Raw genomic sequence first — 23,021 nt, 5'->3', positions numbered from 1 at the left:
CTAAGATCAAGTGAGGGTCTCGCGGAGCGTCAGCTTTGCGGGGCTCTTTCTTTGTCGGGGTCGTGCCTCCTATCGTTGCGGTTGTCAGCCTTCGTCGCGCGCGATCCAGCGGGCGTGAAGCTCCTCAAACACCTGCTGGGCCTCGGATTCGATCCAGTCGGCGAAACCCTGATCCTCGAGCTGCAGATCGAGCCCCCTGGCAGTGCGCTTGACTGTGCCGGCCTTGCGGCCGTCGATTCGCAGCGGCCGGCGCGACGGCGCGGCCGCCGCGGCGCGGCGCGGGGCAGGGGGGGCGGCGGGGGCCAGGTGCCGCATCACGGCCTCGAAGGCGGCGACCGACGGATCATCGTCGACGGCGGCGGCGTTGGGCACCATCGCGACCTGCGCGGCGGTGTGGATGTCGTCGGCCAGCTCGGCCAGCGCGGCGCGGTCGGCGCCCGAGGTCTCGATCGCGCGGGCCATCGCCTCCCAGCGGGGGCGGCCTATGCCATGCGCGGGACCGATCGCGGTGGCGAGGTCGCGGCCGATGGTCTCGGCGATCGAGATCGCCATCGACACCGCCGACTTGGCCACGGTAAGCACCTCGGCGACCTGGCTCTGGTTGCCGAAGCCGGTCTCGACCAGCTCCTGCGCGAACAGCGCCTTCTCGATGAAGGACAGGTCGCGCCGGGCCATGTTCTCGGAGATCTGCGCTGCCGTCGCGCCGCGCTCGTCCATCTGGGCGATCAGCGCCCGGACCTTGCCGACCTTCTCGGAGGCGCGCACCGCCTCGAGCCTTCGGCGGCCATAGACCAGTAGGTAGCGGCCATCCTTCTCGGGATGGCGGCGGACCAGAATAGGCACAGCCTGGCCGTTGGCCTCGATCGCGTCGCGCAGGTCGATCACGTCGGACGGGTCGAGCCGGTCGCGGGTGCGGGTGTCGTCGACCAGCGCCGGGTCGATCTCCCAGACCCGGTGGCTGTCGACCGCGTCGCGGGCCGAGCGCAGCGCCCGGTTCGACGACATCATCGGCGCGCCGGGCTGGCTGCCCACGGCGGCGAGGCCGTCGAGCATCGACATGCGCTTCTTGCGGTTCTCGCTCATCGGCGCGGCTCCCCGGTCATGTCTCTCATCGGCCCCATGTCTTCTGGATCAGCGCCGCGATCTCGTCATTGACTGCGTTCATGCTCTCGAGCGCGCGGTCATAGGTCGAGCGGGTGAAGGCGCTGCGCTCGACCTCGTAGAGGGTCTGCTTGGTCAGACCGGCATCCGAGATCGCGGTGGATTTCAGCATCGGCGCGTTCAGCACCTTGTCGCCATACATGGTGCGCAGGAAGGCGACGATCCGGTTCTGCGGCGCGTCGGTCGGCTCGTAGCGGGTGAGCAGGTAGCGCATCCAGTCATGCTTCATGTCGGCGCCGCTCTCGGCAATCACGTCCATCAGGTCGGCGGTCATCCGCAGGAACTGCGACATCGACATAACGTCGAGCATCTCGGGATGGATGGTGACCAGCACCCCGGTCGCCGCCGAGAGCGCCGACATGGTGAGAAAGCCGAGCTGCGGCGGGCAGTCGATTACCACCACGTCGTAGCGGTCCTCGACCTGCGACAGCGCCTCGCGGACCCGGAAGAAGAACAGCCCCGCCTCGCCCTGCGCCAGGGCGCGCGGCGTCTCGTGCTCGAACTCCATCAGCTCGAGATTGCCGGGAATCAGGTCGAGGCCGGGGATGTAGGTCGGGCGGATGATGGTGTCGATCGGCACCGGGTCGTGGTAGCGGATCGCGTCGTAGAGCGTGCCGCCCTCGAGCAGGTCGAACTCGGGCTGCACGCCGTGCAGCGCGGTCAGCGAGGCCTGCGGGTCGAGGTCGATCGCCAGCACCCGGTAGCCCTGCAGCGCCAGGCGCTGCGCCAGATGCGCCGAGCTGGTGGTCTTGCCCGAGCCGCCCTTGAAGTTCATCACGCCAATGATCTGGAGGTGGTCGCCCTCGCGGCGGCCAGGGAGGTAGTCGCCGGGCCGGCGGGCGGTCTTTTCCAGCAGAACCCGCAGCGCGTGCAGGTCATGCACCGAGTAGAGCCTGCGGTTCCCTGGCGTCAGCACAGGTGAGGGGCCCTTGCCGTCGAGATGCAGCTTGCGCAGGTAGGAGTCATTGACCCCGAGCAGCGCCGCCGCCTCGCCGGAGGTGAATCGGCGCATTTCCTTGGAGGCGTCCGGGGGAAACAGGCTCTCGGCCTGGGCGTGCAGCTGGGCGGTCAGACGCTCGGAATGGTCACGAATGACGGCGTTCAGCTCGTCGGCCTGTCTGATATCCTGCATCTGCACCGTCTGCGCCCATCATCCTGATTCTCGCCCCAGCCGGCCCATCGTGTTCACGGTTTCTGGCGTTTTCCGGCATCGTTTCGTGACTATTGGCTGGGCGAACCGAGTCTTGCAAGGATTTTTCTACTAATTCTTGCTCGACTCCGCGCCGTTGCGGCCGCCGCGCATGGGCCGTGCTGCCTGGTGACCGACACGGCCCGGCGGGATTCATTGCCGCATCGCGGGGCATACGGCCGGGATGGTGGCCAGCTTGCTGCGGATGGCGGGGCTGGATTGGCCGCTGCCGGACTACTCGACGCTGTGCCGCAGGCAGAAGGCTTTGGCGGTTCAGGTTCCGTATCGCCGGGCCGGTGGCCCGCTGAACCTGCTGGTGGACAGCACCGGTATCAAGTTCCTCGGCGATGGCGAACGGCAGGCGCGCAAGCATGGACCGCAGGGCCGTCGCCAATGGCGAAAGATCGGATCGCGGGCCAGGTGAAGGAGCCCTCCTCCAGCCGCTTGTAAGCCATGAGGAGGCCGCTGCCGTCCCAGAATAGAATCTTCATCCGGTCCGCGCGTTTCGCCCGGAAAACGAAGACCGTCCCGGTGAACGGATCCTCGGCCAAGGTCGACTGCACCAGGGCGGTCAGGCCATCATGTCCCTTGCGGAAGTCTACCGGCTTCGTCGCCACCAGGATGCGGACGCCTTGAGACGGCATCAGCATGTCGGTGCTTCCAGAGCATGCACGATCGCGGCGATCCGATCTGCCGCCGTGTCGGGCGACAGTTCGACCTGCGTTGCTCCCCTGACGATCCGGATCATCACAAGCGGCGTCGCGTCCGTCGGATCCCTCGTCTCGGCCGAGTCGCAAACGACCAGCGGCGCGAAGACAGGCTCGCCGATCTCCGCAGCGGGGAGAACCAGCTGTCCCTGCTTTGCGAGACGCCGCCAAGCCGAGAGTTGGTTCGGACGGATTCCATACCGCCTGGCAACCGCATTCACTGTCGCCCCCGGCTCAAGTGTCTCCGCCACAGCGCGTCCCTTCGCACCGTCCGACCAACGCCGGGGACCAGACGCGTAGATCTCGACGCCCAGAGATTTGAGAAACGAATTTGTCGCGCACATTGCGAAGCGCACTCCCCATCATGAGACGGGTGACACCTCGCCGTGCCACAGCTCATCTACAACGTGGGGCCCAGACGCCGCTTACTATTGGACCTCCGAACTTCCCGATACTGTGAGGGGCCGAGCTAATTGCGATGCTACCATGGAGCCGCGAAGATGCTGACGCATGCATGAGGGTTTCAGATGCTCGTGGCGCTCATCATCGCCAAAGCGAGCGCTTCTCTTTGATCAGCCAAGCCCGTCCACGATCACCACCGTGGCTTGGCAGGCGCCATCGCGACGGGCGCGGGCCTCTTGATATTCGTCGGAGCGATAGCAGGCGAGGGCGGTCGCGTAGTCCGGAAATTCGATGAGCACATGGCGCTGATGTGCTTCCCCCTCGAGCACTTCCGAGGCACCCCCGCGGGCGAGAAACCTGGCCCCGTGCCGGGCAAAGGCGGCTGGGGCCACTTCCTGATACCCCCGATAGCGCTCGGGGTCGGTGATCGTGACATGGGCGATCCAGTATGCGGGCATCACGCGCTCTCCTCTGCCAGGAGGGACTTCGCCAGTGCGGATGCCTCGGTCAGGTGCAGCCGGACCGCCTCCTCAGCGGCATCGGCATCGCCGGCCTCGATGGCGGCGCAGATGCGTTCCATGCGCATGGGACCGGGAACCTCGCGCGCCGTCGAAGACAGGGTCAGGGCGCGCAGGCGGCTGATCCGCCCGTTGAGCCGTTGCACGATCTCCCAGGCAATGTCGTGTCCGGCATGGCGGAAGATGATCTCGTAGAACCGCGCGGTCGCGCCGTAAAGCGCGAGGCCTTCGCCGGCACTATGCGCTACCTTGATGGCCTTGAGCGCAGCGCGCAGCTCGCGCCCCGTTCCCGCATTGGCAACCTCGGCGCAGGCCCGCGCCGCGCGCCCCTCGAGTAGCAGACGGATGTCGTAGATCTGCCGTGCCTGCGGCCAGTCCAGCGTGGCGACGATTGGCCCCCGATTGTGCTGGATCGCGACCAACCCCTCTGATTCTAGATGCCGGATGACTTCCCTGACGATGGTGCGGCTGACGCCCATCTGCTCGCAAAGCGTGCGCTCGACCAAACGATCACCAGCCGCGAAATGCCCGGCGATGATCGCACCGCGCATCCGGTCGAGAACGATTTCCCTCAGCGTCTGAGGCGGTTGATCGATGCGAAGATCGAAGCTGGGCGTCGTGGTCATGAAGCGAACCTTACTCGAAGGGCGAAAAGCCAACAAGGCGATTGACACCTCGTACTATGGCATACCATAAGACCGCAAGACGGTATGACCATATGGGAGGGCGCCATGGCCGCTTCGATCCGAAAGACGCTGCTGCATGTCGAAACCACGCTGATCGAAGGCGGCAAGGCAGCGCCGCAGCCGCTGGTGATGATCGCGGCCGCGGCCGTGCTGAAGAACCCGTGGGCTGGGCGCGGTTTCGTCGAGGACCTGCGCCCCGAGATCGCCGAGGTGGCTCCTGAGCTTGGCGCCCTGCTGACCGGCATGATCCTTGAGCGGGCTGGCTCGGGCGAGGCGGTCGAGGGTTATGGCAAGTCGGCGGTTGTCGGCACCGATGGCGAGGTCGAGCACGCCTCGGCGCTGATCCACACGTTGCGCTTCGGCAATCACTACCGCCACGCGGTGGGCGCGAAATCCTATCTTGCCTTCTGCAACACGCGCGGGCCCGCCAATGCGCCGATCATGATCCCGCTGATGGACAAGAACGATGGCGGGCGGCGCTCGCACTACCTCACCATCCAGATGGCGATCCCGGACGCACCGGCGGCCGACGAGATCGTCGTGGCGCTTGGCGCGTCGATCGGTGGCCGGCCGCATCACCGGATCGGCGATCGTTACCAGGACCTGCAGGAGCTCGGGCATGACGCCGAAAACCCTGCTGCTGTCTGACGACACGCGCGCGACCTGCGCCGTGGCGGGGACTGGCGAGCCTCTGGTGCTGGTGCATGGCGTCGGCATGTGCGCCGAAGCCTGGACGCCGCAGATCGATGCGCTGTCGTCCAGCCACGAAGTCATCTCGGTCGACATGCCCGGCCATGGCGGCTCGGACCGGCTGGGTGAGGGAGCCCAGCTGCCCGACTACGTCGCATGGCTGGGGCGGGTTCTCGACGCGCTGGGGCGCGACGCGGTGAACCTCGCGGGGCATTCGATGGGCGGGCTCGTGGCCTCGGGCTGCGCCATCGAGATGCCTGAGCGGGTGCGACGTCTCGCGGTGCTCAACAGCGTGCATCGCCGCAGCCCCGAGGCGCGGGCCGCGGTCCGCGAGCGGGCACGGGCGATCTCGCGCGGTGAAGGCGACGATAGCGTGCCGCTGCGCCGCTGGTTCGGCGAGACGCCGGGGGAGCGCGCGGTGCGCGACCGGGTCTCGGGCTGGCTGGAGCGGGTCGATCGTGCCGGATACGCCGCCGCCTATGCGGCCTTTGCCGAGGGCGACGAAACCTATGCCGACCGCTGGGGCGAGATCGCCTGCCCGACGCTGGTGCTGACCGGCGCAGAGGACCGCAATTCCACCCCGGAGATGGCCCGCGCCATGGCTGGCGCGGCGCAGCGCGGCCGCGCGGTGATCGTGCCGAACGAGCGGCACATGGTCGGCCTGACCGCCCCCGAGGCAGTCACGGCGGAAATGCGGCGATGGCTGGAGGAGCCGATCGCCGCGGAGCGAAGGGAGATGCGCGCATGACGATCGATAACCCCCGCCTGCTGCGCGACGCGTTCGGCGCGTTCATGACCGGCGTCACGGTGGTCACCACCACCGGCCCGGACGGCACGGCCCTGGGCTTCACCGCCAACTCCTTCTCCTCGGTCTCGCTCGACCCGCCGCTGCTCCTGGTGTCGCTGTCGAAACGCTCGGCGAACTACGCGAGCTTCACCGAAGGGCAGGGCTTTGCGGTCAACATCCTGTCGGAGGACCAGAAGGAGATCTCCAACACCTTCGCCCGCCCCGCCGAGGATCGGTTCGACGGCCTCGACTGGCAGCCCGGCCCGCATGGCGCGCCGGTCCTGGGTGGCGTCTCGGCCTGGTTCGACTGCGCGCTGGAGCAGGTCGTGGAGGCAGGCGACCACGCGGTCCTGATCGGCCGCGTCGAGGCGTTCGACAACTCCGGGCAGGCCGGTCTCGGCTATTACCGGGGCTCCTATTTCAAGCCCGCGCAGACCGCGACGCAACTCGCCACCGGTCCGGCGGTGGTGGTCAGCGCGCTGATGCAGCGCGACGGCGAGGTGCTGCTCGTCGATGACGGGCAGGGGGGCTTGGGCATCCCCACGGCCCGCGCTGGCGAGGAGGGCGCGAGCGCGACGTTGCAGCGGCTGATCGCTGCGACCGGCGTCGAGGCAGAGCCGAGCTTCGTCTACGCGCTCTGGGAAGACGTGAAGCGCGGCCAGCAGCACATCGTGTTCCTCTGTGCCGCCATGGCGGGCGCACCCGCCCGCGGGCGGGGCTTTGTCGAGCTGACCGAGAGCACGCTGGGCGACGTCACGGATCCGGCGCTGCAGGTGATGCTGCGCCGCTTCGCGGAGGAAAGCCGGATCGGCGATTTCGGCATCTATTACGGAAACCAGAACGCGGGCCGGGTGCGCCGCGTGGCTGCGGAGGCAGGGCAATGAAATTCTCACTCTTCGTTCACATGGAGCGGGTTTCGGCACAGCAGGAGCAGCGCAAACTCTACGACGAGATGATCGAGCTGTGCCGGATCGCGCATGAGGGGGGGATGCACGCCATCTGGACCGGCGAGCATCACGGCATGAACTTCACCATCGCGCCGAACCCGTTTCTGAACCTCGTCGACCTGGCGCGGCGCTTTCCGGACATCCGGCTCGGCACCGGCACGGTGGTGGCGCCGTTCTGGCACCCGATCAAGCTCGCCGGCGAGGCGGCAATGACCGACATGCTGACCGGCGGGCGGCTCGATCTGGGCATCGCGCGGGGCGCCTACACCTACGAATACGAGCGCATGAGCCCCGGGCTCGACGCCTGGACCGCGGGCCAGAAGATGCGCGAGCTCATTCCAGCGGTGCAGCGGCTCTGGGAGGGCGACTACGCCCATGAAGGCGAGCACTGGCAGTTCCCGGCCACCACCTCGGCGCCGTTGCCGGTGCAGAAACCGCACCCGCCGATCTGGGTCGCGGCGCGCGACATCAACAGCCATGAATTCGCGGTCGCCAACGGCTGCAACGTGCAGGTCACGCCGCTCAGCCAGGGCGACGAGGAGGTGCGCGACCTGATGGACAAGTTCGAGAGCGCCTGCGCCAAGTACCCCGAGAGGCCGCGCCCCGAAATCATGGTGCTGCGCCACACCTATGTCGCCTCCGACGAGGCGGATGCGCAGCGCGGCGCGGAGGAGATCAACCGCTTCTACAACTACTTCGGTGCGTGGTTCAAAAACGAACGCCCGGTGAGCCAGGGGCTGATCGCGGAACTGAGCGAGGAGGAGATCGCAAATCATCCCTTCTTCACGCCAGAGCTGATGCGGCGCAACAACATCATCGGGGAGGCGGCCGAAGTCACCGAGCGCGTCGCCAGCTACCGGGATCTCGGCTACGACCAGTTCGCCTTCTGGATCGACAGCGGCATGAGCTTCGAGCGCAAGAAGGCGTCGCTCGAACGCTTCATCCGCGACGTCATGCCCGCCTTTGCCTGAGGAGGGAATGATGCGCAGATTCCAGCACTACATCGACGGCGCCTTCGAGGACGGCCCCGCCGGGTTCGAGAGCCTCGACCCGGCGACCGGCGAGGCATGGGCGATCATGCCCGAGGCGCGCGAGGCCGAGGTCGATCGCGCGGTGAGGGCCGCGCACCGCGCCTTCCGGGCGCCGGACTGGGCGGGGCTCACCGCCTCGGCGCGCGCGAAGCTCCTGCATCGGCTGGCCGATCTCGTGGAGCGCGACGCGTCAGAGCTCGCCGCGCTCGAGACCCGTGACACCGGCAAGATCATCCGCGAAACCCGCGCGCAGATCGCCTATGTGGCCGAGTATTATCGCTACTATGCGGGGCTCGCCGACAAGATCGAGGGCGCGCATCTGCCGATCGACAAGCCTGACATGGAGGTCTGGCTGCGGCGCGAGCCCGTGGGTGTGGTCGCGGCCATCGTGCCGTGGAACAGCCAGCTGTTCTTGTCCGCCGTCAAGCTCGGACCGGCACTGGCGGCGGGCTGCACCGTGGTCCTCAAGGCCTCTGAGGAGGGGCCGGCGCCGCTTCTGCATTTCGCACGGTTGGTGCACGAGGCGGGGTTTCCGGCGGGGGTGGTCAACGTCCTCACCGGGTTCGGCGCGCGCTGCGGCGCGGTGCTCACCAGCCATCCGAAGGTGGCCCACGTGGCCTTCACCGGCGGACCGGACACCGCGCGGATGGTGGTGCGCAACTCGGCTGAGAACCTCGCGCGCACATCGCTGGAGCTGGGCGGCAAGTCGCCTTTCATCGTCTTCGCCGACGCCGATCTCGACAGCGCCGCCAACGCCCAGGTCTCGGCGATCTTCGCCGCCGCCGGGCAGAGCTGCGTGGCCGGATCGCGTCTCTTGGTCGAGCGCTCGGTCAAGGACGCGTTCCTCGAACGGCTGATGGCAAAGGCGCGCGCGGTGCGGATCGGCGCGCCCGACGATCCCGAGACCGAGATGGGCCCGCTATGCACCGCGCGCCAGCGCGATCGGATCGAGGAGGTGATCGCCGCCTCGTCCGCGCAGGGCGCCCGGCTGGTCACCGGCGGCGAGCGGGTGGGGGAGGCGGGCTTCTACACCACGCCTGCAATTCTCGACTGCAGCGAGGCGCCCGAAGCGCCCTGCGTCACCACCGAGTTGTTCGGTCCGGTGCTGTCGGTGCTGGCCTTCGACGACGAGGCTGACGCCCTGAGACTTGCCAACGGCACGGATTACGGGCTCGCCGCAGGGCTGTTCACCACCAACCTCACCCGCGCGCACCGGATGACGCGGGGGCTCGAGGCCGGCGTGGTCTGGATCAACACCTACCGCGCCGTCTCCCCGATCGCGCCCTTCGGCGGCCACGGGCTGTCGGGGCACGGCCGCGAGGGCGGCCTCGCGGCGGCGCTCGACTACACCACGATCAAGACGGTCTGGCTGCGCACCAGCGACGATCCGATCCCGGATCCGTTCGTGATGCGCTGAGCCGGCCGCGACCACATCTTCAAGGGAGGAACGAGGATGACGACGAGACTGATCCTGGGCGCCGCGGCGCTCTTCGCCGCCAGCGCGGCCAGCGCCGATCCGATGGTTTTCGCCAGCTGGGGCGGCACCACGCAGGACGCGCAGGCCGAGGCCTGGGCCGCGCCGTTCAGCGAGGAGACCGGCACGCAGGTGATCCAGGACGGGCCGACCGATTACGGCAAGCTCACCGCCATGGTCGAGGCCGGCGCGGTGAACTGGGACGTGGTCGATGTGGAGTACGACTTCGCGCTCAAGGCGGCCGAGGAGGGGCTGTTGGAGCCGCTCGACTTCGACATCATCGACCGCGAAAAGCTGGATCCGCGTTTCGTGTCGGACCATGCGGTGGGCAGTTTCTACTACGCCTTCGTGCTGGGCTATAATCCGATGCACCTGACCGGCGAGACGCCCGACAGCCTGTCCGACCTGTTCGACACCGAGACCTTCCCCGGCAAGCGGACCTTCTACAAGTGGTCGGCGCCAGGCGTGATCGAGGCGGCGCTTCTGGCCGATAGGGTGGCGGCGGAGGACCTCTACCCGCTCGATCTCGACCGGGCCTTCGCCAAGCTCGACACGATCAAGGACGACATCATCTGGTGGTCGAGCGGCGCGCAGTCGCAGCAGCTCCTGGCCTCGGGCGAGGCGCCGATCGGCTTCTTCTGGAATGGCCGCCTCGCCGCGCTCGAGCAGGACGGGATGCCCGTGGGCATCGTCTGGGACCAGAACATCACCGCCGCCGACGCGCTGGTGGTGCCGCGCGGCGCGCCGAACCGCGAAGCGGCCATGCGCTTCATCGCCGAGGCCACCTCGGCCGAGGGCCAGGCGAAGTTCGCGACGGAGACCGGCTACGCGCCGATCAACCTCGGATCGCCGGAGCTGATGGAGGAGGATCTGCGCGCCACGCTGCCCGACAGTCAGACGGCGACGCAGATCAACGCCGATCTGGCCTATTGGGCCGAGCATCGCGACGAGATCGGCAGCCGCTGGTACGCCTGGCAGGCCGAGTGATTTCGTGACCCCGCGGACCGCTCCGGTCCGCGGGCCCCACCCGCAGGATTTCCCATGACCACACTCGCCACAGCCAGCCCCCGGCGCCACGCGCGGTGGCCCCGCCTGCCGCGCGGCCTGGGCCTCGCGCTTCCCGCGCTGCTGCTCCTCGGCGCCTTCTTCGTCGTGCCGGTCGCGCTTCTGCTGACACGGTCTGTGACCGAACCCGTGCTCGGGCTGCAGAACTATGCCGAGCTTCTGGCCACGCCGACCTATGCCAAGATCTTCTACAACACCTTCCTGGTGGCGGGGCTGGTGACGCTCATCAGCATGATCGTGGCCTTTCCGGTAGCCTGGGCGCTGGCAATCATGCCGCCCCTGGCCGCGCGGATCACCTTCGCGGTGATCCTGCTGTCGATGTGGACCAACCTTCTGGCCCGCACCTATGCGTGGATGGTGCTGTTGCAGCAGACCGGGATCATCAACCGCACGCTGATGGCGCTGGGGATCATCGACGCGCCCTTGCGGCTGGTGAACAACCTCGTAGGCGTCACCATCGGCATGGTCTACATCATGCTGCCCTTCATGATCCTCCCGCTCTACGGCACGATCCGCAAGATCGACCCCGGCATCCTGCAGGCCGCGGCGCTGTGCGGCGCCACGAAGATGCAGGCGCTGTGGCGGGTGCTGGTGCCGCTGGCGCTGCCGGGCCTCGCCTCGGGCGGTCTGATGGTCTTCGTGATGTCGCTGGGCTACTTCGTCACCCCCGCGCTTCTGGGCGGGACCTCCAACATGATGCTGGCCGAGCTGATCGCGCAGCAGGTCCAGTCGCTCGTCAACTGGGGTATGGGCGGCGCCGCGGCCTTCGTGCTGCTGGTGGTGACGCTGGCGCTCTACGCGGTGCAGCTGCGCCTCGTCGGGCCTGCCAAGGGAGCGCAGTGATGCTTTTGACATTTGAAAAACTCGGCGCCTGGCGCTGGGGACTGGGTCTGATCTGTGGGCTCGTCGCACTGTTCCTGCTGCTGCCGATCCTGTTCATCGCGGCGCTGTCCTTCGGCTCCTCGCGCTGGCTGATCTTCCCGCCGCCGGGCTGGACGCTGGACTGGTACCGCGAACTCTTTGCCGACCCACGCTGGACCGAGGCCGCCCTAACCTCGGCCAAGATCGGTGTCGTGGTCACGCTCCTGTCGGTAGCGATCGGGCTTCTGGCCTCGCTGGCGCTGGTGCGCGGCAGGTTTCCCGGCCGCGAGGTGCTGCGCGCCTTCTTCCTGACGCCGATGGTGCTGCCCGTCGTCGTGCTGGCCGTGGCGCTCTATGCGGTGTTCCTGCGGATCGGCCTTGGCGGCACCTTCACGGGCTTCGTGATCGCGCACCTGGTGGTGGCGCTGCCGTTCTCGATCATCTCGATCACCGGTGCTTTGGAAGAGTTCGATCCCTCGATCGAGGACGCCGCGATCCTGTGCGGCGCCTCGCCCTGGGAGGCGCGGCTGCGCGTCACGTTCCCGGCGATCAGCCACGGGCTGTTCTCGGCGGCGATCTTCTCGTTCCTGATCTCCTGGGACGAGGTGGTGCTGGCGATCTTCATGGCGAGCCCGACCCTGCAGACTCTACCGGTGAAGATCTGGGCCACGATGCGGCAGGATCTGAGCCCGGTCATCGCCGCCGCCTCCACCCTTCTCGTCGCGACGACGATCCTCCTGATGCTCCTCGCCGCCCTGCTGCGCAAAGGAAAGAAGTCATGACCGTCCCCTTCCTGCATATCGACCGCATCCGAAAGCAATATGGCGAGGTGGTCGCCACCGAGAATGTTGATCTCCAGATCCGCGAGGGCGAGTTCCTCACCTTCCTCGGGCCGTCGGGCTCGGGAAAGAGCACGACGCTCTACATCCTCGCGGGCTTCCAGGACCCGACCTCCGGCGACATCCGGCTGCGCGGCAAGTCGATCCTCGGCGTGCCGTCGCACAAGCGCAATCTCGGCATGGTGTTCCAGCGCTACACGCTGTTCCCGCATCTATCGGTGGGCGAGAACGTGGCCTTTCCGCTGCGGGTGCGCCGAACGCCGAAGGACGAGGTGACGCGACGTGTGAAGCGCGCGCTCGAGTTGGTGCGGCTTGACGGATTCGAGGACCGGATGCCGGCCAACATGTCGGGCGGCCAGCAGCAGCGCGTGGCGCTGGCGCGCGCGCTGGTCTACGATCCGCCGGTGCTCTTGATGGATGAGCCGCTCTCGGCGCTCGACAAGAAGCTGCGCGAGGAGATTCAGCACGAGATCCGCCGCATCCACCGCGAGACCGGGGTGACGATCCTCTACGTGACCCATGACCAGGAAGAGGCTCTGCGGCTGTCCGACCGGATCGCGGTGTTCAACGCGGGCCGCATCGAGCAGGTTGGCACCGGCCCTGAGCTCTACGCCGCCCCCGCGACGCGCTTCGTGGCCGACTTCATCGGCGACAGCAGCTATCTCAAGGGCCGCATCGAGCGGGTGGCGGGCGACCGGGTCGATATCGGTTTCGGCGATGGCAGCCGGGTGATCGACGTGGCGCTGCATGGCCGCGCCAGCACCGGGCAGGGGGCCGAGTTGATGCTGCGCCCCGAGCGGATCGAGCTGGCGGCCGAGCCGGGCGCCGAGGGCCGATCGCTCCCCGTGACGCTGCGCGAGGCGACCTTCCTCGGCAACACCGTCTCGGTTACCGCCGAGACCGGCTGGAAGCAGATGGTCGACGTGCGGCTGGGCTACGGTCACCCGCTGGCGGGCCGGGCGGTGCCGGGCGACCGGCTGTGGATCAACTGGTCGCGCGACGCGGCCAACGCCTTCGCGGAAGGATAACGAGCATGAGCGCAGCACAGGACGCCACGCTCGCGGCGCGGCTCAAGGACCCCTCCCTGCTGGAGACCCGCGCCTATCTCGCCGGAGACTGGCACGAGACGGCGCGCCGCATCGAAGTGCGCAACCCGGCGACCGGGGCGCTGCTGGCCGAGGTCGCGGATTGCGACCGCGCCGATGCTGCCCGGGCGATCGATGCCGCACGACTGGCACAGGTCGAATGGGCCGCGCGCAGCGCGGGGGAGCGCGCGGCGGTTCTGCGCCGCTGGCACGAGCTGATCCTGTCCCATACGGATGACCTGGCGATGATCCTGACCGCCGAGATGGGCAAGCCTCTGGTCGAGGCGAAGGGCGAGATCCTCTACGGCGCGGCCTATGTCGAATGGTTCGCCGAAGAAGCCCGCCGGGTCTATGGCGACACCATCCCGGGCCACCAGCGCGACAAGCGCATCCTGGTGCTACGCCAGCCAGTGGGGGTAGTGGCTGCGATCACGCCGTGGAACTTCCCCAACGCGATGCTGGCGCGCAAACTCGCGCCGGCGCTCGCCGCGGGCTGCGCCATCGTCGCCAAGCCGGCAGTGGAAACGCCCCTTTCGGCGCTGGCGCTGGCGGTGCTCGCGGAACGGGCCGGTGTGCCCGAAGGGCTGGTTTCGGTGCTGCCGAGCAGCGACGCCAAGGCGATGGGGCTCGAGTTCTGCGAGAACCCGACCGTGCGCAAGATCAGCTTTACCGGCTCGACCGAGGTCGGACGGATCCTGATGCGTCAGGGGGCGGAGCAGATCAAGAAGCTGTCGCTGGAGCTCGGCGGCAACGCGCCCTTCATCGTCTTCGACGACGCCGATCTCGACGCGGCGGTCGAGGGCGCGATCCTGTCGAAGTTCCGCAATGCCGGGCAGACCTGCGTCTGCACCAACCGGATCTACGTCCAGTCCGGCCTGCACGATGCCTTTGCCGAGCGGCTTGCCCGTCGGGTGTCGGAGCTGCGCTGCGGCGACGGGATGGAGGAGGGCACCGAGATCGGCCCGCTGATCAGCGAGGCCGCGCTCGCCAAGGTCGAGGCACATGTCGAGGACGCACGGCGGCAGGGCGCCGCGCTGCTGACCGGCGGCCGGCGGGGCGAGGGGCGGCTCTATGCGCCCACGGTGCTCTCGGGAGTGACCCCGGCGATGCGGATCGCCAGCGAGGAGACCTTCGGACCGGTGGCCGGGATCTTCCGGTTCGAGACGGAGAGAGAGGTCGTCGAGGCGGCCAATGCCGTGGAGTACGGTCTCGCCTCCTATGTCTACACACGCGATCTCGACCGCAGCTGGCGGATGATGGAGGCGCTCGACTACGGCATGGTCGGGATCAACACCGGCCAGATCTCGACAGAGGTGGCGCCCTTCGGCGGCATCAAGCAGTCGGGCCAGGGCCGCGAAGGCTCGCGCTACGGGCTCGATGACTACCTCGAGATGAAATACGCCTGCATCGGCCTTACCGAAACGCGCGCCTGAGAACCGGACAGGGGGCGCTGAGTCGCTCTCCGACCAGAACGTGCACCCTATGCGTCCGTTAAACCAAGATTATCGGACATGAGGGACAGCCGCACAGCGCGGCGGTTACGGCGTCGAATGATGGACAAAAGCGCCGCGCCCCGGTAGCGCCCGGGGTGTGTTCGTCCTTTCCCATCCCGAGCGTTCCACTCCTTCCTGGCCCGCCGCACCGGGCTGGGCCGTCACGGGCCGCGCCGCCGATCCCGAGGACGCGGCGTTTTGCGCCGGGGCAATGCTGGCGCATCTGCAAGGCGCCATGGCCCAGCCCGGCCTGCCTCTCGCGCTGTGGCGCGACCGGCTGGCGCTCGAGGCCGCCGCGGCAACTGTGAGGCTTTCGGGGCGGCCGGAGGGCCTGGCGGAGCTGCGCGACACGCTGTGCCTGACGCGCCCGGGCGATCCGCTCGGGCCAGCGGGCGAGATCGGCCAGGCCTGGCGCCGCGCGGTGACGCGGCCGCTGACGGCGCGCGGCATGGTGCACCTTCCCGGGGTGGCGCCGGAGCTGGTCCGGCGCGAGCTGGCGCGGACCGGCCCGCCCGTCGCGCGGGCCGCGACCACGCTGGAAGCCGTGCTGGCCGAGGCGCCCCGGGCCGAGACGGCGGCGCTGATCCTCGCCGACGCGGTGCTGGCCCGGGCGCTCGGCTGGGACCGGATCGTGCCGCTGCTGGCCATCGGCCTGGCGCCGCGCGACCTGCGGCGCGATGGGGACGAGTTGCGGCTGGCCTGCCATCAGGCGGTGGTGCGCGCCGCGGCCCGGGCGGCCGGCCTGGCGCAGGACCTGGTCCGCCGCGCTGCACGGCTGCACGCCGTGGCGCCGAAGCTGCGGGCCAGGGGGGCCGAAGCAGCCCTCGCGCTGTTTCTCGCGCAGGATGCGCTGGCCCCGGTGGCACTGACCTCGCTGATGTCGGACCGGGCCGCGCGGCGGCTCTGCGACCGGCTGGTGGCCCTCGGCGCGCTGCGCGAGCTGACCGGCCGCGACAGCTTCCGGCTCTACGGGCTCTGACCATGGAGATGATCGACCGCGAACTGGCCGAGCTGCCGCCCGAGCTGCGCTGGCGCGAATGGATGCGGCGGATCGAGGCGGTGCTGTTCGCCAGCCCCAAGCCGGTGCCGCGCGCCGATCTGGCGCGCATCGTGGGGCAGGGGGCGGCACTGGATCTTCTGCTCGACGACCTCGCCGCGGAGCTGGCCGACCGGCCCTACGAGGTGGTGCGGGTCGGCGACGCTTGGATGCTGCGCACCCGGCCCGCCTACGGGGCGGTGATCCGCGCCGCCGCCGATCTCGGCGACCGGGAGATCGGCCTGTCGGAGCGCGACCTCGCGGTGCTCGCCGCCATCGCCTATCACCAGCCGATCACCCGCGATGGGCTCAGGGACATCTTCGGGTCCGAGATCTCCCGCGAGCTGATCGGCCGGCTGGCGGCGCGGGATCTGATCGCGCCGGGGCCCCGGGCACCACGCCGCGGCGCGCCCTACACCTACGTCACCACGCTGGGCTTCCTCGCGGCCTTCGGACTGGCGGACCTGCGCGATCTGCCGGATGCCGAAGCGCTACGCTATGCCGGGCTGGCGGAGGAGTAGGGTGGGTAACGGCGGGATCGTCAGCTACCGAACCTCCCCGGTCATGCGCCAAAGGCTTTGCCAGTTTTCTCTGTCTTGTCGGCAGTCCCGGGCATGACCGATATCGGTCAGCACGTGCGGTGGCCCGAGGTGCCTCTCATTATTCGAACTCGATCGGCAGCCCCGGGCGGCCCGCCCCGCAAGCCGGACAGCGCCGCTGAAAGATGTCCGAGCCGTTCGCCCCGTAGCGTTCGCCGCAGCGCTGGCATCGGAGAATGTAGACGAGCTGGTTGTGGTCGTTGCCGGGAAGGTCGGTCTTCCGCAGGACTTCCTGTTCGTTGCGATTGACGAAGCCCGGCCGTGTCGTTCTGCCTGGTGCCGCGCCCTGCATGGGCGGCTTCCGCTTCGGCTTTGGCTTTGGCTTTTTGACCGGCGGCCAGGTGGCTCCGAGGATCCACCCCTCGACCTGTCCCGTCATGGCGATTGGTTCGGGCGCAGGCGCCGCGAAGGCACCTGCCAGTTCTCCGCTGCGATCGGCCTCTTGGAGCCAACGCGCGATGGCATAGGCGTCGTGCTGGTCGGGCGTGCGTGCGCCTCGCGGATAGTTGGCGCTCCAGAGCCGCGGATACGCCTCAAGGACCACCGAGGCCCCCGGGACTGGCGTCCAGCCGTCGAATGGCCAGAAGTGGAGCTTTGGCCTCGCCCTGCGCAAAGCCCGAAGCCAAGGGAGCCCGGAATGGGTGGACTTCGCCACGGAACCCTGCACATCGAAATGGAACACCGATTTCGCCGATCCGGTGGCTTCCTCGGTCAGGCGGCGCCAGGTTCGCTCGCCTGTCCTGGCCGCCCCGTTCCCGACGTGGCCATACCGCACGAAGTCGACATAGGTGTGCGGCTCGTCCGTCGGCCAATGCGCGCAGAAGTCGTCCATGAAACTCGGCCAGTCTGGTGCCAAGCGATGACGTTCGAAGTAGCGCATCGGGAAGGAGAACGCGTGATCGATGCCGGCGATCGTCGGCACACGGCTGTCCAGCTCCTGCACCAGCCATGCCGCCAGCCCGCGCCGAGTCCAGTATTTCTTCGGCCCGACCGGCGGCGAGACTTCCTGCGCCTCCTCGTCGCCGAGGGTCTGGTAAACCCGCAATCCCTTGAGGCTCGCCTCTGCGGTCTCGGCTCCGGAATAGTCGATGCCGATCGTGCGGGCGAAGCTGCGCGGCGTATCGGTCACTGGAAGCTCGCCCGAAAGCTCGTTGCGGTCAGCGAGACATGTGCGTCGAGAGGGGGCCGCAGCTCGAAGGCCTTCGGCGCGCGCGCAAATTCGTAGAGCCGGAAAAGGTGCCAGTCGTCGCGGCGCTCCTGCGCCACCTCGAGCTCGTTGCGCGAGATGTGGAAGGGAGTGCGTTCCCACCCGTTGGTGGTCTTTACCTCGATGAGGCGCTCCCGACCTTGGGGCGTGAAGCTGGCGATGTCGTAGCCCGCGCCATCGCCGTCTTCCTGGGAGACCCAGCGGACCCGCCGCGCCAGATCCTCCCGGCCGCTTTGCCGTAGGACATGGATCTCATGGCGAAACACCCGCTCTTCGCCGGCATGGCCCAGGGCGTGGTTACGCTCATCTCGACCAGCCGTGTCAAAGCGTCGTGCGATGCGCTGCGTGTGTTCGAGATCTTCCAAGGGCGGTGCGTTGCGCAGGGTCGGCGCGACGCCAACGAGAAGAATGGCGGACTCGGTCATCTGCGGGACGGCCTTGCCATGCAGGGCTGCTTCCCATTCCGGGTGCCGCGCGAGCCAACGGGCAGCGGCCTCGGCGAGCGACATCTGCACGTTGAACCGGGGCAGGTAGCCCTTGATGATAGGTAGTCCGAGACCGAGGCAGGCTGCGGACACGTTGCTCAGCTTGAACTCGATCGAGCCCCGGCTGCGCCCGATCTGCTGCTGCAGGGCCCTGTTCTGGGCCGCCTTGTTGTATGGCCGCTCCGACAGCTCATCGCTCAGCATTGCGAAGTAAGCCGCTACGACGGCGTCGTTCTCGGCGTCTGACCAATCGCTCGCGTTCATTCCATCACGCTATGGTGCCGCGGACTGGGTGTCATCAGAGTTCGCGGTTTAAATAGATGCAATCTAGCATTGAACCGATCGAAAGAGGCCTTAGACCTGAAGCGAACGGCCCTAAGCCGACCTTCATGCCTTGCACAGCGGAGGTCTGCTCCAAGCCCAAATCTGACCACCTTGTCAATGAAGGTCTTCGCGGCGGCAGCACAAGATCTTTGGTTGCGACCAGTCCTAAGCCGCCCTCGGGCGCCAGTGCCAGATAATGCGATGCAGCATGTCTTTGCTGGCTTTCTTGTGCAATTTCGGGAAGCTGGAAAGCACGCTACCGGCACGAGCCCCTTTCGACGATCCGGCAGGCAAGCACGAGGGCGTCATTGTCCAGAGATTCACCAGCGATTAACTGGTTCAACCGGTCGGCCCCCTGGTATCCGAGGTCGTAATATGGAAGTGCGACAGTGGTCAGCGCGGGTTTTAGAGCGGTCGAGACCGTCTTGAAATCGTCGAATCCGACGATACTAACGTCCTGCGGAATTCGCAGACCCAGCCCGAGTGCGGCGAGATAGGCTTGCAAAGCCATCTCGTCGTTGCCGCACAAAATAGCGGTTGGGCGTTCGGGCTTCGATAGCATGGCCTTCACGATCTCAAAGACGTGGTTCACCTCTTGGCCGATCTCGCCTTCCATCCCTAGCCTGACATCCACATCTGCAGCGCCTAAACCAGCCTCGGCGATTGCCTCTTGAAACGCGGCCAGGCGCAGTTCAGCGCCGAGCAAACTCGGGTTCAGACGGACATAGCCGATGCGCCGATGCCCTCGGCTCAAGACATATTTCGTCAGGTCGCGAGACCCCTGGTAATCATCCGGCTCGATCGAGGCATATCCAGACGAGCTCACCGGGTGACAATTCAGGAGAACGGTTGGAATGACAACATCGCCGGCCGTGGGCGATATTTCACGATGATACATCGAGGCGTAAAGAACTCCGTCGATCCGATGGGCCTGAAACGTGCGCCAGATCTGGCGTTCCTTTTCGACATCTCCATTGGTATTCGCCAGCAGAACGGTGCGTCCGTGTTCCTCGGCCCAATCTTGGATACCGCGCACGATGTCTCCGGAATAGGGCGTGGTCGAAATGCAATCGGTGATGATACCCAACGTGTTTGACCGATTGGAGCGCACTGAGCGGGCTGCCATGTTTGGCACGTAGCCCAGTTCGGCAATGGCCTTCTCGACCCTTTCCTTAGTCGCAGGCTTCACGTTCGGCTCCCCGTTGACCACACGTGACACGGTCTTGTTCGAGACACCGGCTGCTTTGGCTACATCGACAATGCTGATCATCAGACAACTTCCCTTGCACAGCGAGACCTTACTACATGCTCATGACAACGTCGACATTATAAATTGACAACGTTGTCATTCCGTGGCTACCCTATGGTTATCGAGTCGCGTGAGATGCGGTTTCGCTATAAATCTTGGGAGGACGCCATGAAGACACTGATGAGCACGAGCCTTGTCGCACTCATGTCGGCGGGCACGATGGCCAGCGCCGAAAGCATCAACATTCTCGTCGAAGGAGGCGGGGAGATGTTGCAGAAGGCCGTGGCCGAGAGGTTTACCGAAGAGACCGGGATCGAAGTGAACTTCACTGTGGTTCCCTATCAGGGCGTGTTCGACAAACTGTCGGCCGAGATCGCCTCAGGTTCGTCGAATTTCGACGTCGCCACAATCGATGTCGTCTGGAACGCCCGGTTCGCTGATCACGTCGAAGACCTCTCGGCGCTCTTCACGGACGAGGTGAAGGCTGATCTGGCGCCGGCGCTTCTGGCTGATGCCACCGTCGACGGCAAGATGATTGGAATGCCCGCCTGGGCCAATGCCGAGATTGTATTTTACCGCAAGGACCTGTGGGAAGACCCGGAGAACCAAGCAGCTTTCGAGGCCGAATATGGCTATGAACTTGCGCCGCCCGCTACATGGCAGCAGTGGCGTGATATGGCCAAGTTCTTTACCCGCGACGGCATGTTTGGCACGTCGGTCAACGGCCTGTTTTCCGAAGAGTGGATGGCACACGTGCTGCAGGCTGGCTCGCCCGGGGTCATCTTGGATGAAGAGAATAACGTGATCCTCGACAACGAGGCACATATTGAAGCTCTGGAGTTCTATCGCGCGCCGCTCTGCGAGGACGGTTCGGCGCCGGAAAACGCGTTGGAAATCGGTTGGGGCGAAGAACAGAACCTTTTCTATCAGGGCCAGACCGCGATGATGAAGTTCTGGGCGCATGCTTACAAGTTGACGCCAGAAGACAGCCAAGTGTCTGGCAAGGTCGGCGTTGCGCCCATGCTGGCCGGCTCAGCTGGGATCGGCGCCATTCCCGGCCCATGGTATAACGTGATCCCCTCGACCGCGGCCAACAAGGACGCAGCCGAGCAGTTCGTCGCCTTCGCCTTCGCCAACAACGAAATGGGCATCGAAGCACCGCTGGGGCTCGCCGCGTCCAATTCAGCCTATGAAAGCTATGTAGGTCAGGAGAGCTACGCGCATTTCCAGCCGCTGCTGGACACACTTGGCGGGCCCGCCACTAAGGGCCGTCCGCTGCACAAGGACTTTCAGGAACTGGTGGACGAAGCCGTCATGCCCGCCTTCCAAGCGGCTATGGAATGCGAGGACAACGTGGCCGAGTTGCTGGCCGAAGCCGCCGAATACGCGGCCGACATCCTCAACTGAGGTCATCTGACATACCGGAGGGCGTGCAGCGCGCGCCCTCCCCGCCTTTCAACGGGAGGGGATAGCGATGACCGAAAATCGGTTTGTTTGCCTCATGCTCGCGCCATCGGTCCTGTTCTTGGGATTGCTGGTCGCCTACCCGGTCTGCCTTCTGATTTTCAATTCGTTTTACGAGGTTGAAACCATCGCGCCGCACCTGCGCGAGTGGGTCGGGCTGCAGAACTACACCGACGCCCTAACGTCGAGGCGTCTCGCCGAAAGTGCTCTGCGCACCCTGCAGTATTCGGTCTTCGCGTTGTTCTTTGAGTTTCTGTTCGGGTTCTGCGCCGCGCTGCTGTTCGCAGCTATTGCCGACAAGTCACGCTGGCACCGGACTATCTTTGCGCTTCCGCTGATGGTGCCGCCCATCGTGGCGGGCCTGTTGTGGCGGTTCCTGCTGGTGGGCCAAATTGGCATCCTGAACTACGGCTTGGCAGGCGTTGGCCTCATCGACGCGCCGGGCGATATTAACTGGCTGTCAGATGTGGATATCGTCATCTACTCGGTGGCCTTCGCAGACATATGGTTGACCACCTCCTTCGTCGCGTTGGTCTCCTATGCCGGTCTAACCAATATCCCTAAGGACCTAATCGAAGCCGCGCGGATCGACGGTGCCAATGCGCTGAGACGTTTCTGGCATGTCACGCTTCCACTGATGCGGCCCGTGATCGCCGTGGTTGTAATTGTTCGGGGCGTAGATGCGGCCAAAACCTTCGACCTGATCTGGATCCAGACCCAAGGGGGGCCTCGCAACCAATCCGAGGTGTTTTCGATGAACATCTATCAGCGGATGGTGCGGTTCGGCGATATGGGCGAAGCCTCGGCCTCGGCCACGTTGTTCCTGATCGTGATGATCGTCCTTGCAGGACTTGCCTACTGGAAAATCTGGAGGCCGAACCATGACTGATGTCGGACAAAGAGATATCGGCAAGGTCCTGATCAACGCCTTCGCGCTTTTACTGGTCCTGTCCTACGCGCTGCCTTACGTCTATCTCTTGATGACCTCGCTGAAACCGGCTGCGGATGTTCAGCAGATCCCGCCACAATTCTTCCCCGAGACGTTCTCGTTGGAGAACTTCCGCGAGGTGCTGGGCACTGCGACCCTGCCCAAGGCTTTCCTGAACTCGCTGATCGTAGCGGTGCTGACCACCCTGCTGTCACTGGCGCTGGCGGTGCCGGCCGCTTACGTAGCCACGCAGTATCGCCGGCCACTCACTGTCGTTTTTCTGCTATTCGCGCTGATCACCCGGATGGTGCCGGCGGTCTCGCTTGGGGTGCCGCTGTTCCAGCTGCTCAAATCCGTCGGCCTGCTCGACACGACGACTGGACTGGTGCTCGCCCATACCTCGACAGCCGTGCCACTGGCGCTGCTACTCATGGCGGCCTTTTTTGAAGGCGTCCCCAAAGAGTTGGAGGAGGCCGCCCGCATGGACGGCTGCACCCGGTTTCAGGCCTTTGTGAAGGTCATCCTGCCGGTCATGAAATCGGGCATCGCGATCACGGCGCTATTTTCGTTCATCGCCAGCTGGAACGAGTTCCTCTACGCGTTGCTGCTGACCTCGGAAAACGCGAAGACCGCCCCAATCGTCATCGCCGAATACAACTCGGTCTATGGCCTCGCTTGGGGACCGATGACAGCGGCGGCGGTGCTCTATTCGCTCCCAGTCATCATCGTGACGCTGGTTCTGCAGAAACAAATCATCGGCGGCCTGACGTTCGGCGCTGTGAAAGGCTGAGGAG

General features: G+C 66.4%; 24 protein-coding genes and 1 pseudogene. 16 read left to right on the top strand and 9 right to left on the bottom strand.

The features are described 5' to 3' along the window. Window positions 1-84 precede the first annotated feature (84 nt). Both repB and repA read right to left on the bottom strand, forming a co-directional pair. Complete coding sequence (repB, locus tag ACRAQ3_RS17150) at window positions 85-1,083, bottom strand: plasmid partitioning protein RepB (protein ID WP_432256431.1); 999 nt, start codon at window positions 1,081-1,083, stop codon at window positions 85-87. A 25-nt stretch (window positions 1,084-1,108) separates the two neighbouring features. Then, window positions 1,109-2,293, bottom strand: a complete 1,185-nt coding sequence (gene repA / locus ACRAQ3_RS17145) for a plasmid partitioning protein RepA (protein ID WP_432256430.1) — start codon at window positions 2,291-2,293, stop codon at window positions 1,109-1,111. Window positions 2,294-2,525: 232 nt separating this feature from the next. Here repA and ACRAQ3_RS17140 point away from each other — a divergent pair. After that, a pseudogene (locus ACRAQ3_RS17140) lies at window positions 2,526-2,756 on the top strand (transposase); the annotation flags it as partial. On the opposite strand, the gene tnpB reads toward ACRAQ3_RS17140, so the two are convergent. The 4 genes from tnpB to ACRAQ3_RS17120 form a co-directional block, all read right to left on the bottom strand. Further along, window positions 2,683-2,994: an IS66 family insertion sequence element accessory protein TnpB gene (gene tnpB / locus ACRAQ3_RS17135; protein WP_432256575.1), complete on the bottom strand. Its 312-nt coding sequence runs from the start codon at window positions 2,992-2,994 to the stop codon at window positions 2,683-2,685. The pseudogene ACRAQ3_RS17140 and the gene tnpB sit on opposite strands and share 74 nt — an antisense overlap. Next, window positions 2,994-3,401, bottom strand: coding sequence for an IS66-like element accessory protein TnpA (gene tnpA, locus ACRAQ3_RS17130; protein WP_432256574.1), 408 nt, complete (start codon window positions 3,399-3,401; stop codon window positions 2,994-2,996). The genes tnpB and tnpA overlap by 1 nt, the downstream gene beginning before the upstream one ends. 228 nt (window positions 3,402-3,629) lie before the next feature. Further along, window positions 3,630-3,917, bottom strand: coding sequence for a DUF1330 domain-containing protein (locus ACRAQ3_RS17125; RefSeq protein ID WP_432256429.1), 288 nt, complete (start codon window positions 3,915-3,917; stop codon window positions 3,630-3,632). Further along, on the bottom strand, window positions 3,917-4,603 hold the full coding sequence (locus ACRAQ3_RS17120; RefSeq protein WP_432256428.1) for a GntR family transcriptional regulator: 687 nt from the start codon (window positions 4,601-4,603) through the stop codon (window positions 3,917-3,919). Before ACRAQ3_RS17120 ends, ACRAQ3_RS17125 begins: the two co-directional genes overlap by 1 nt. A gap of 105 nt (window positions 4,604-4,708) precedes the next feature. On the opposite strand from ACRAQ3_RS17120, the gene ACRAQ3_RS17115 reads away from it, so the two are divergent. From ACRAQ3_RS17115 to scpB, 12 genes are all read left to right on the top strand, one after another. Beyond that, window positions 4,709-5,311 (top strand): amino acid synthesis family protein, encoded by a 603-nt coding sequence (locus ACRAQ3_RS17115; RefSeq protein WP_432256427.1) that lies wholly within the window; start codon window positions 4,709-4,711, stop codon window positions 5,309-5,311. Then, window positions 5,283-6,101 carry an alpha/beta fold hydrolase gene (locus ACRAQ3_RS17110; RefSeq protein WP_432256426.1) on the top strand — a complete coding sequence of 273 codons (819 nt, stop codon included), beginning with the start codon at window positions 5,283-5,285 and terminating at the stop codon, window positions 6,099-6,101. Before ACRAQ3_RS17115 ends, ACRAQ3_RS17110 begins: the two co-directional genes overlap by 29 nt. Then, window positions 6,098-7,024, top strand: coding sequence for a flavin reductase family protein (locus ACRAQ3_RS17105; RefSeq protein ID WP_432256425.1), 927 nt, complete (start codon window positions 6,098-6,100; stop codon window positions 7,022-7,024). The genes ACRAQ3_RS17110 and ACRAQ3_RS17105 overlap by 4 nt, the downstream gene beginning before the upstream one ends. After that, window positions 7,021-8,058 carry an LLM class flavin-dependent oxidoreductase gene (locus ACRAQ3_RS17100; RefSeq protein WP_432256424.1) on the top strand — a complete coding sequence of 346 codons (1,038 nt, stop codon included), beginning with the start codon at window positions 7,021-7,023 and terminating at the stop codon, window positions 8,056-8,058. Before ACRAQ3_RS17105 ends, ACRAQ3_RS17100 begins: the two co-directional genes overlap by 4 nt. A gap of 7 nt (window positions 8,059-8,065) precedes the next feature. Then, window positions 8,066-9,535, top strand: a complete 1,470-nt coding sequence (locus ACRAQ3_RS17095; RefSeq protein ID WP_432256423.1) for an aldehyde dehydrogenase — start codon at window positions 8,066-8,068, stop codon at window positions 9,533-9,535. Window positions 9,536-9,571: 36 nt separating this feature from the next. Further along, the gene (locus tag ACRAQ3_RS17090) at window positions 9,572-10,579 is read left to right on the top strand and encodes an extracellular solute-binding protein (RefSeq protein WP_432256422.1); all 1,008 of its coding nucleotides are present in this window, start codon (window positions 9,572-9,574) and stop codon (window positions 10,577-10,579) included. Window positions 10,580-10,633: 54 nt separating this feature from the next. After that, on the top strand, window positions 10,634-11,500 hold the full coding sequence (locus ACRAQ3_RS17085; RefSeq protein ID WP_432256421.1) for an ABC transporter permease: 867 nt from the start codon (window positions 10,634-10,636) through the stop codon (window positions 11,498-11,500). Next, the gene (locus ACRAQ3_RS17080) at window positions 11,500-12,300 is read left to right on the top strand and encodes an ABC transporter permease (RefSeq protein WP_432256420.1); all 801 of its coding nucleotides are present in this window, start codon (window positions 11,500-11,502) and stop codon (window positions 12,298-12,300) included. Before ACRAQ3_RS17085 ends, ACRAQ3_RS17080 begins: the two co-directional genes overlap by 1 nt. Beyond that, window positions 12,297-13,385, top strand: coding sequence for an ABC transporter ATP-binding protein (locus tag ACRAQ3_RS17075; protein WP_432256419.1), 1,089 nt, complete (start codon window positions 12,297-12,299; stop codon window positions 13,383-13,385). Before ACRAQ3_RS17080 ends, ACRAQ3_RS17075 begins: the two co-directional genes overlap by 4 nt. A 5-nt stretch (window positions 13,386-13,390) precedes the next feature. Then, entirely contained in the window at window positions 13,391-14,875 is a 1,485-nt protein-coding gene (locus ACRAQ3_RS17070; RefSeq protein WP_432256418.1) for an NAD-dependent succinate-semialdehyde dehydrogenase, read from the top strand. 157 nt (window positions 14,876-15,032) lie between these two features. Next, on the top strand, window positions 15,033-15,914 hold the full coding sequence (locus ACRAQ3_RS17065) for a DUF1403 family protein (RefSeq protein ID WP_432256417.1): 882 nt from the start codon (window positions 15,033-15,035) through the stop codon (window positions 15,912-15,914). 2 nt (window positions 15,915-15,916) lie between these two features. Then, window positions 15,917-16,492: an SMC-Scp complex subunit ScpB gene (gene scpB, locus ACRAQ3_RS17060; RefSeq protein WP_432256416.1), complete on the top strand. Its 576-nt coding sequence runs from the start codon at window positions 15,917-15,919 to the stop codon at window positions 16,490-16,492. Window positions 16,493-16,631: 139 nt separating this feature from the next. On the opposite strand, the gene ACRAQ3_RS17055 is transcribed toward scpB, so the two are convergent. From ACRAQ3_RS17055 to ACRAQ3_RS17045, 3 genes are all read right to left on the bottom strand, one after another. Then, the gene (locus ACRAQ3_RS17055) at window positions 16,632-17,699 is read right to left on the bottom strand and encodes a hypothetical protein (protein WP_432256415.1); all 1,068 of its coding nucleotides are present in this window, start codon (window positions 17,697-17,699) and stop codon (window positions 16,632-16,634) included. After that, a complete protein-coding gene (locus ACRAQ3_RS17050) occupies window positions 17,696-18,526 on the bottom strand; it encodes a DUF3883 domain-containing protein (protein ID WP_432256414.1) in 831 nt (276 codons plus the stop codon). Before ACRAQ3_RS17050 ends, ACRAQ3_RS17055 begins: the two co-directional genes overlap by 4 nt. Before the next feature lie 316 nt (window positions 18,527-18,842). After that, window positions 18,843-19,856, bottom strand: a complete 1,014-nt coding sequence (locus ACRAQ3_RS17045) for a LacI family DNA-binding transcriptional regulator (protein ID WP_432256413.1) — start codon at window positions 19,854-19,856, stop codon at window positions 18,843-18,845. Between the two features lie 147 nt (window positions 19,857-20,003). Between ACRAQ3_RS17045 and ACRAQ3_RS17040 the strand changes: the two genes are divergently transcribed. The 3 genes from ACRAQ3_RS17040 (at window position 20,004) to ACRAQ3_RS17030 (ending at window position 23,017) form a co-directional block, all read left to right on the top strand. Next, window positions 20,004-21,242: an ABC transporter substrate-binding protein gene (locus ACRAQ3_RS17040; RefSeq protein ID WP_432256412.1), complete on the top strand. Its 1,239-nt coding sequence runs from the start codon at window positions 20,004-20,006 to the stop codon at window positions 21,240-21,242. 67 nt (window positions 21,243-21,309) lie between these two features. Then, on the top strand, window positions 21,310-22,188 hold the full coding sequence (locus ACRAQ3_RS17035) for a carbohydrate ABC transporter permease (protein ID WP_432256411.1): 879 nt from the start codon (window positions 21,310-21,312) through the stop codon (window positions 22,186-22,188). Next, window positions 22,181-23,017 carry a carbohydrate ABC transporter permease gene (locus tag ACRAQ3_RS17030; protein WP_432256410.1) on the top strand — a complete coding sequence of 279 codons (837 nt, stop codon included), beginning with the start codon at window positions 22,181-22,183 and terminating at the stop codon, window positions 23,015-23,017. Before ACRAQ3_RS17035 ends, ACRAQ3_RS17030 begins: the two co-directional genes overlap by 8 nt. The last annotated feature ends 4 nt before the right edge of the window (window positions 23,018-23,021 follow it).

This window comes from Limimaricola sp. AA108-03 (assembly GCF_050847355.1).
GTDB lineage: Bacteria > Pseudomonadota > Alphaproteobacteria > Rhodobacterales > Rhodobacteraceae > Limimaricola.
This window is presented reverse-complemented; position numbering and strand designations above follow the sequence as displayed.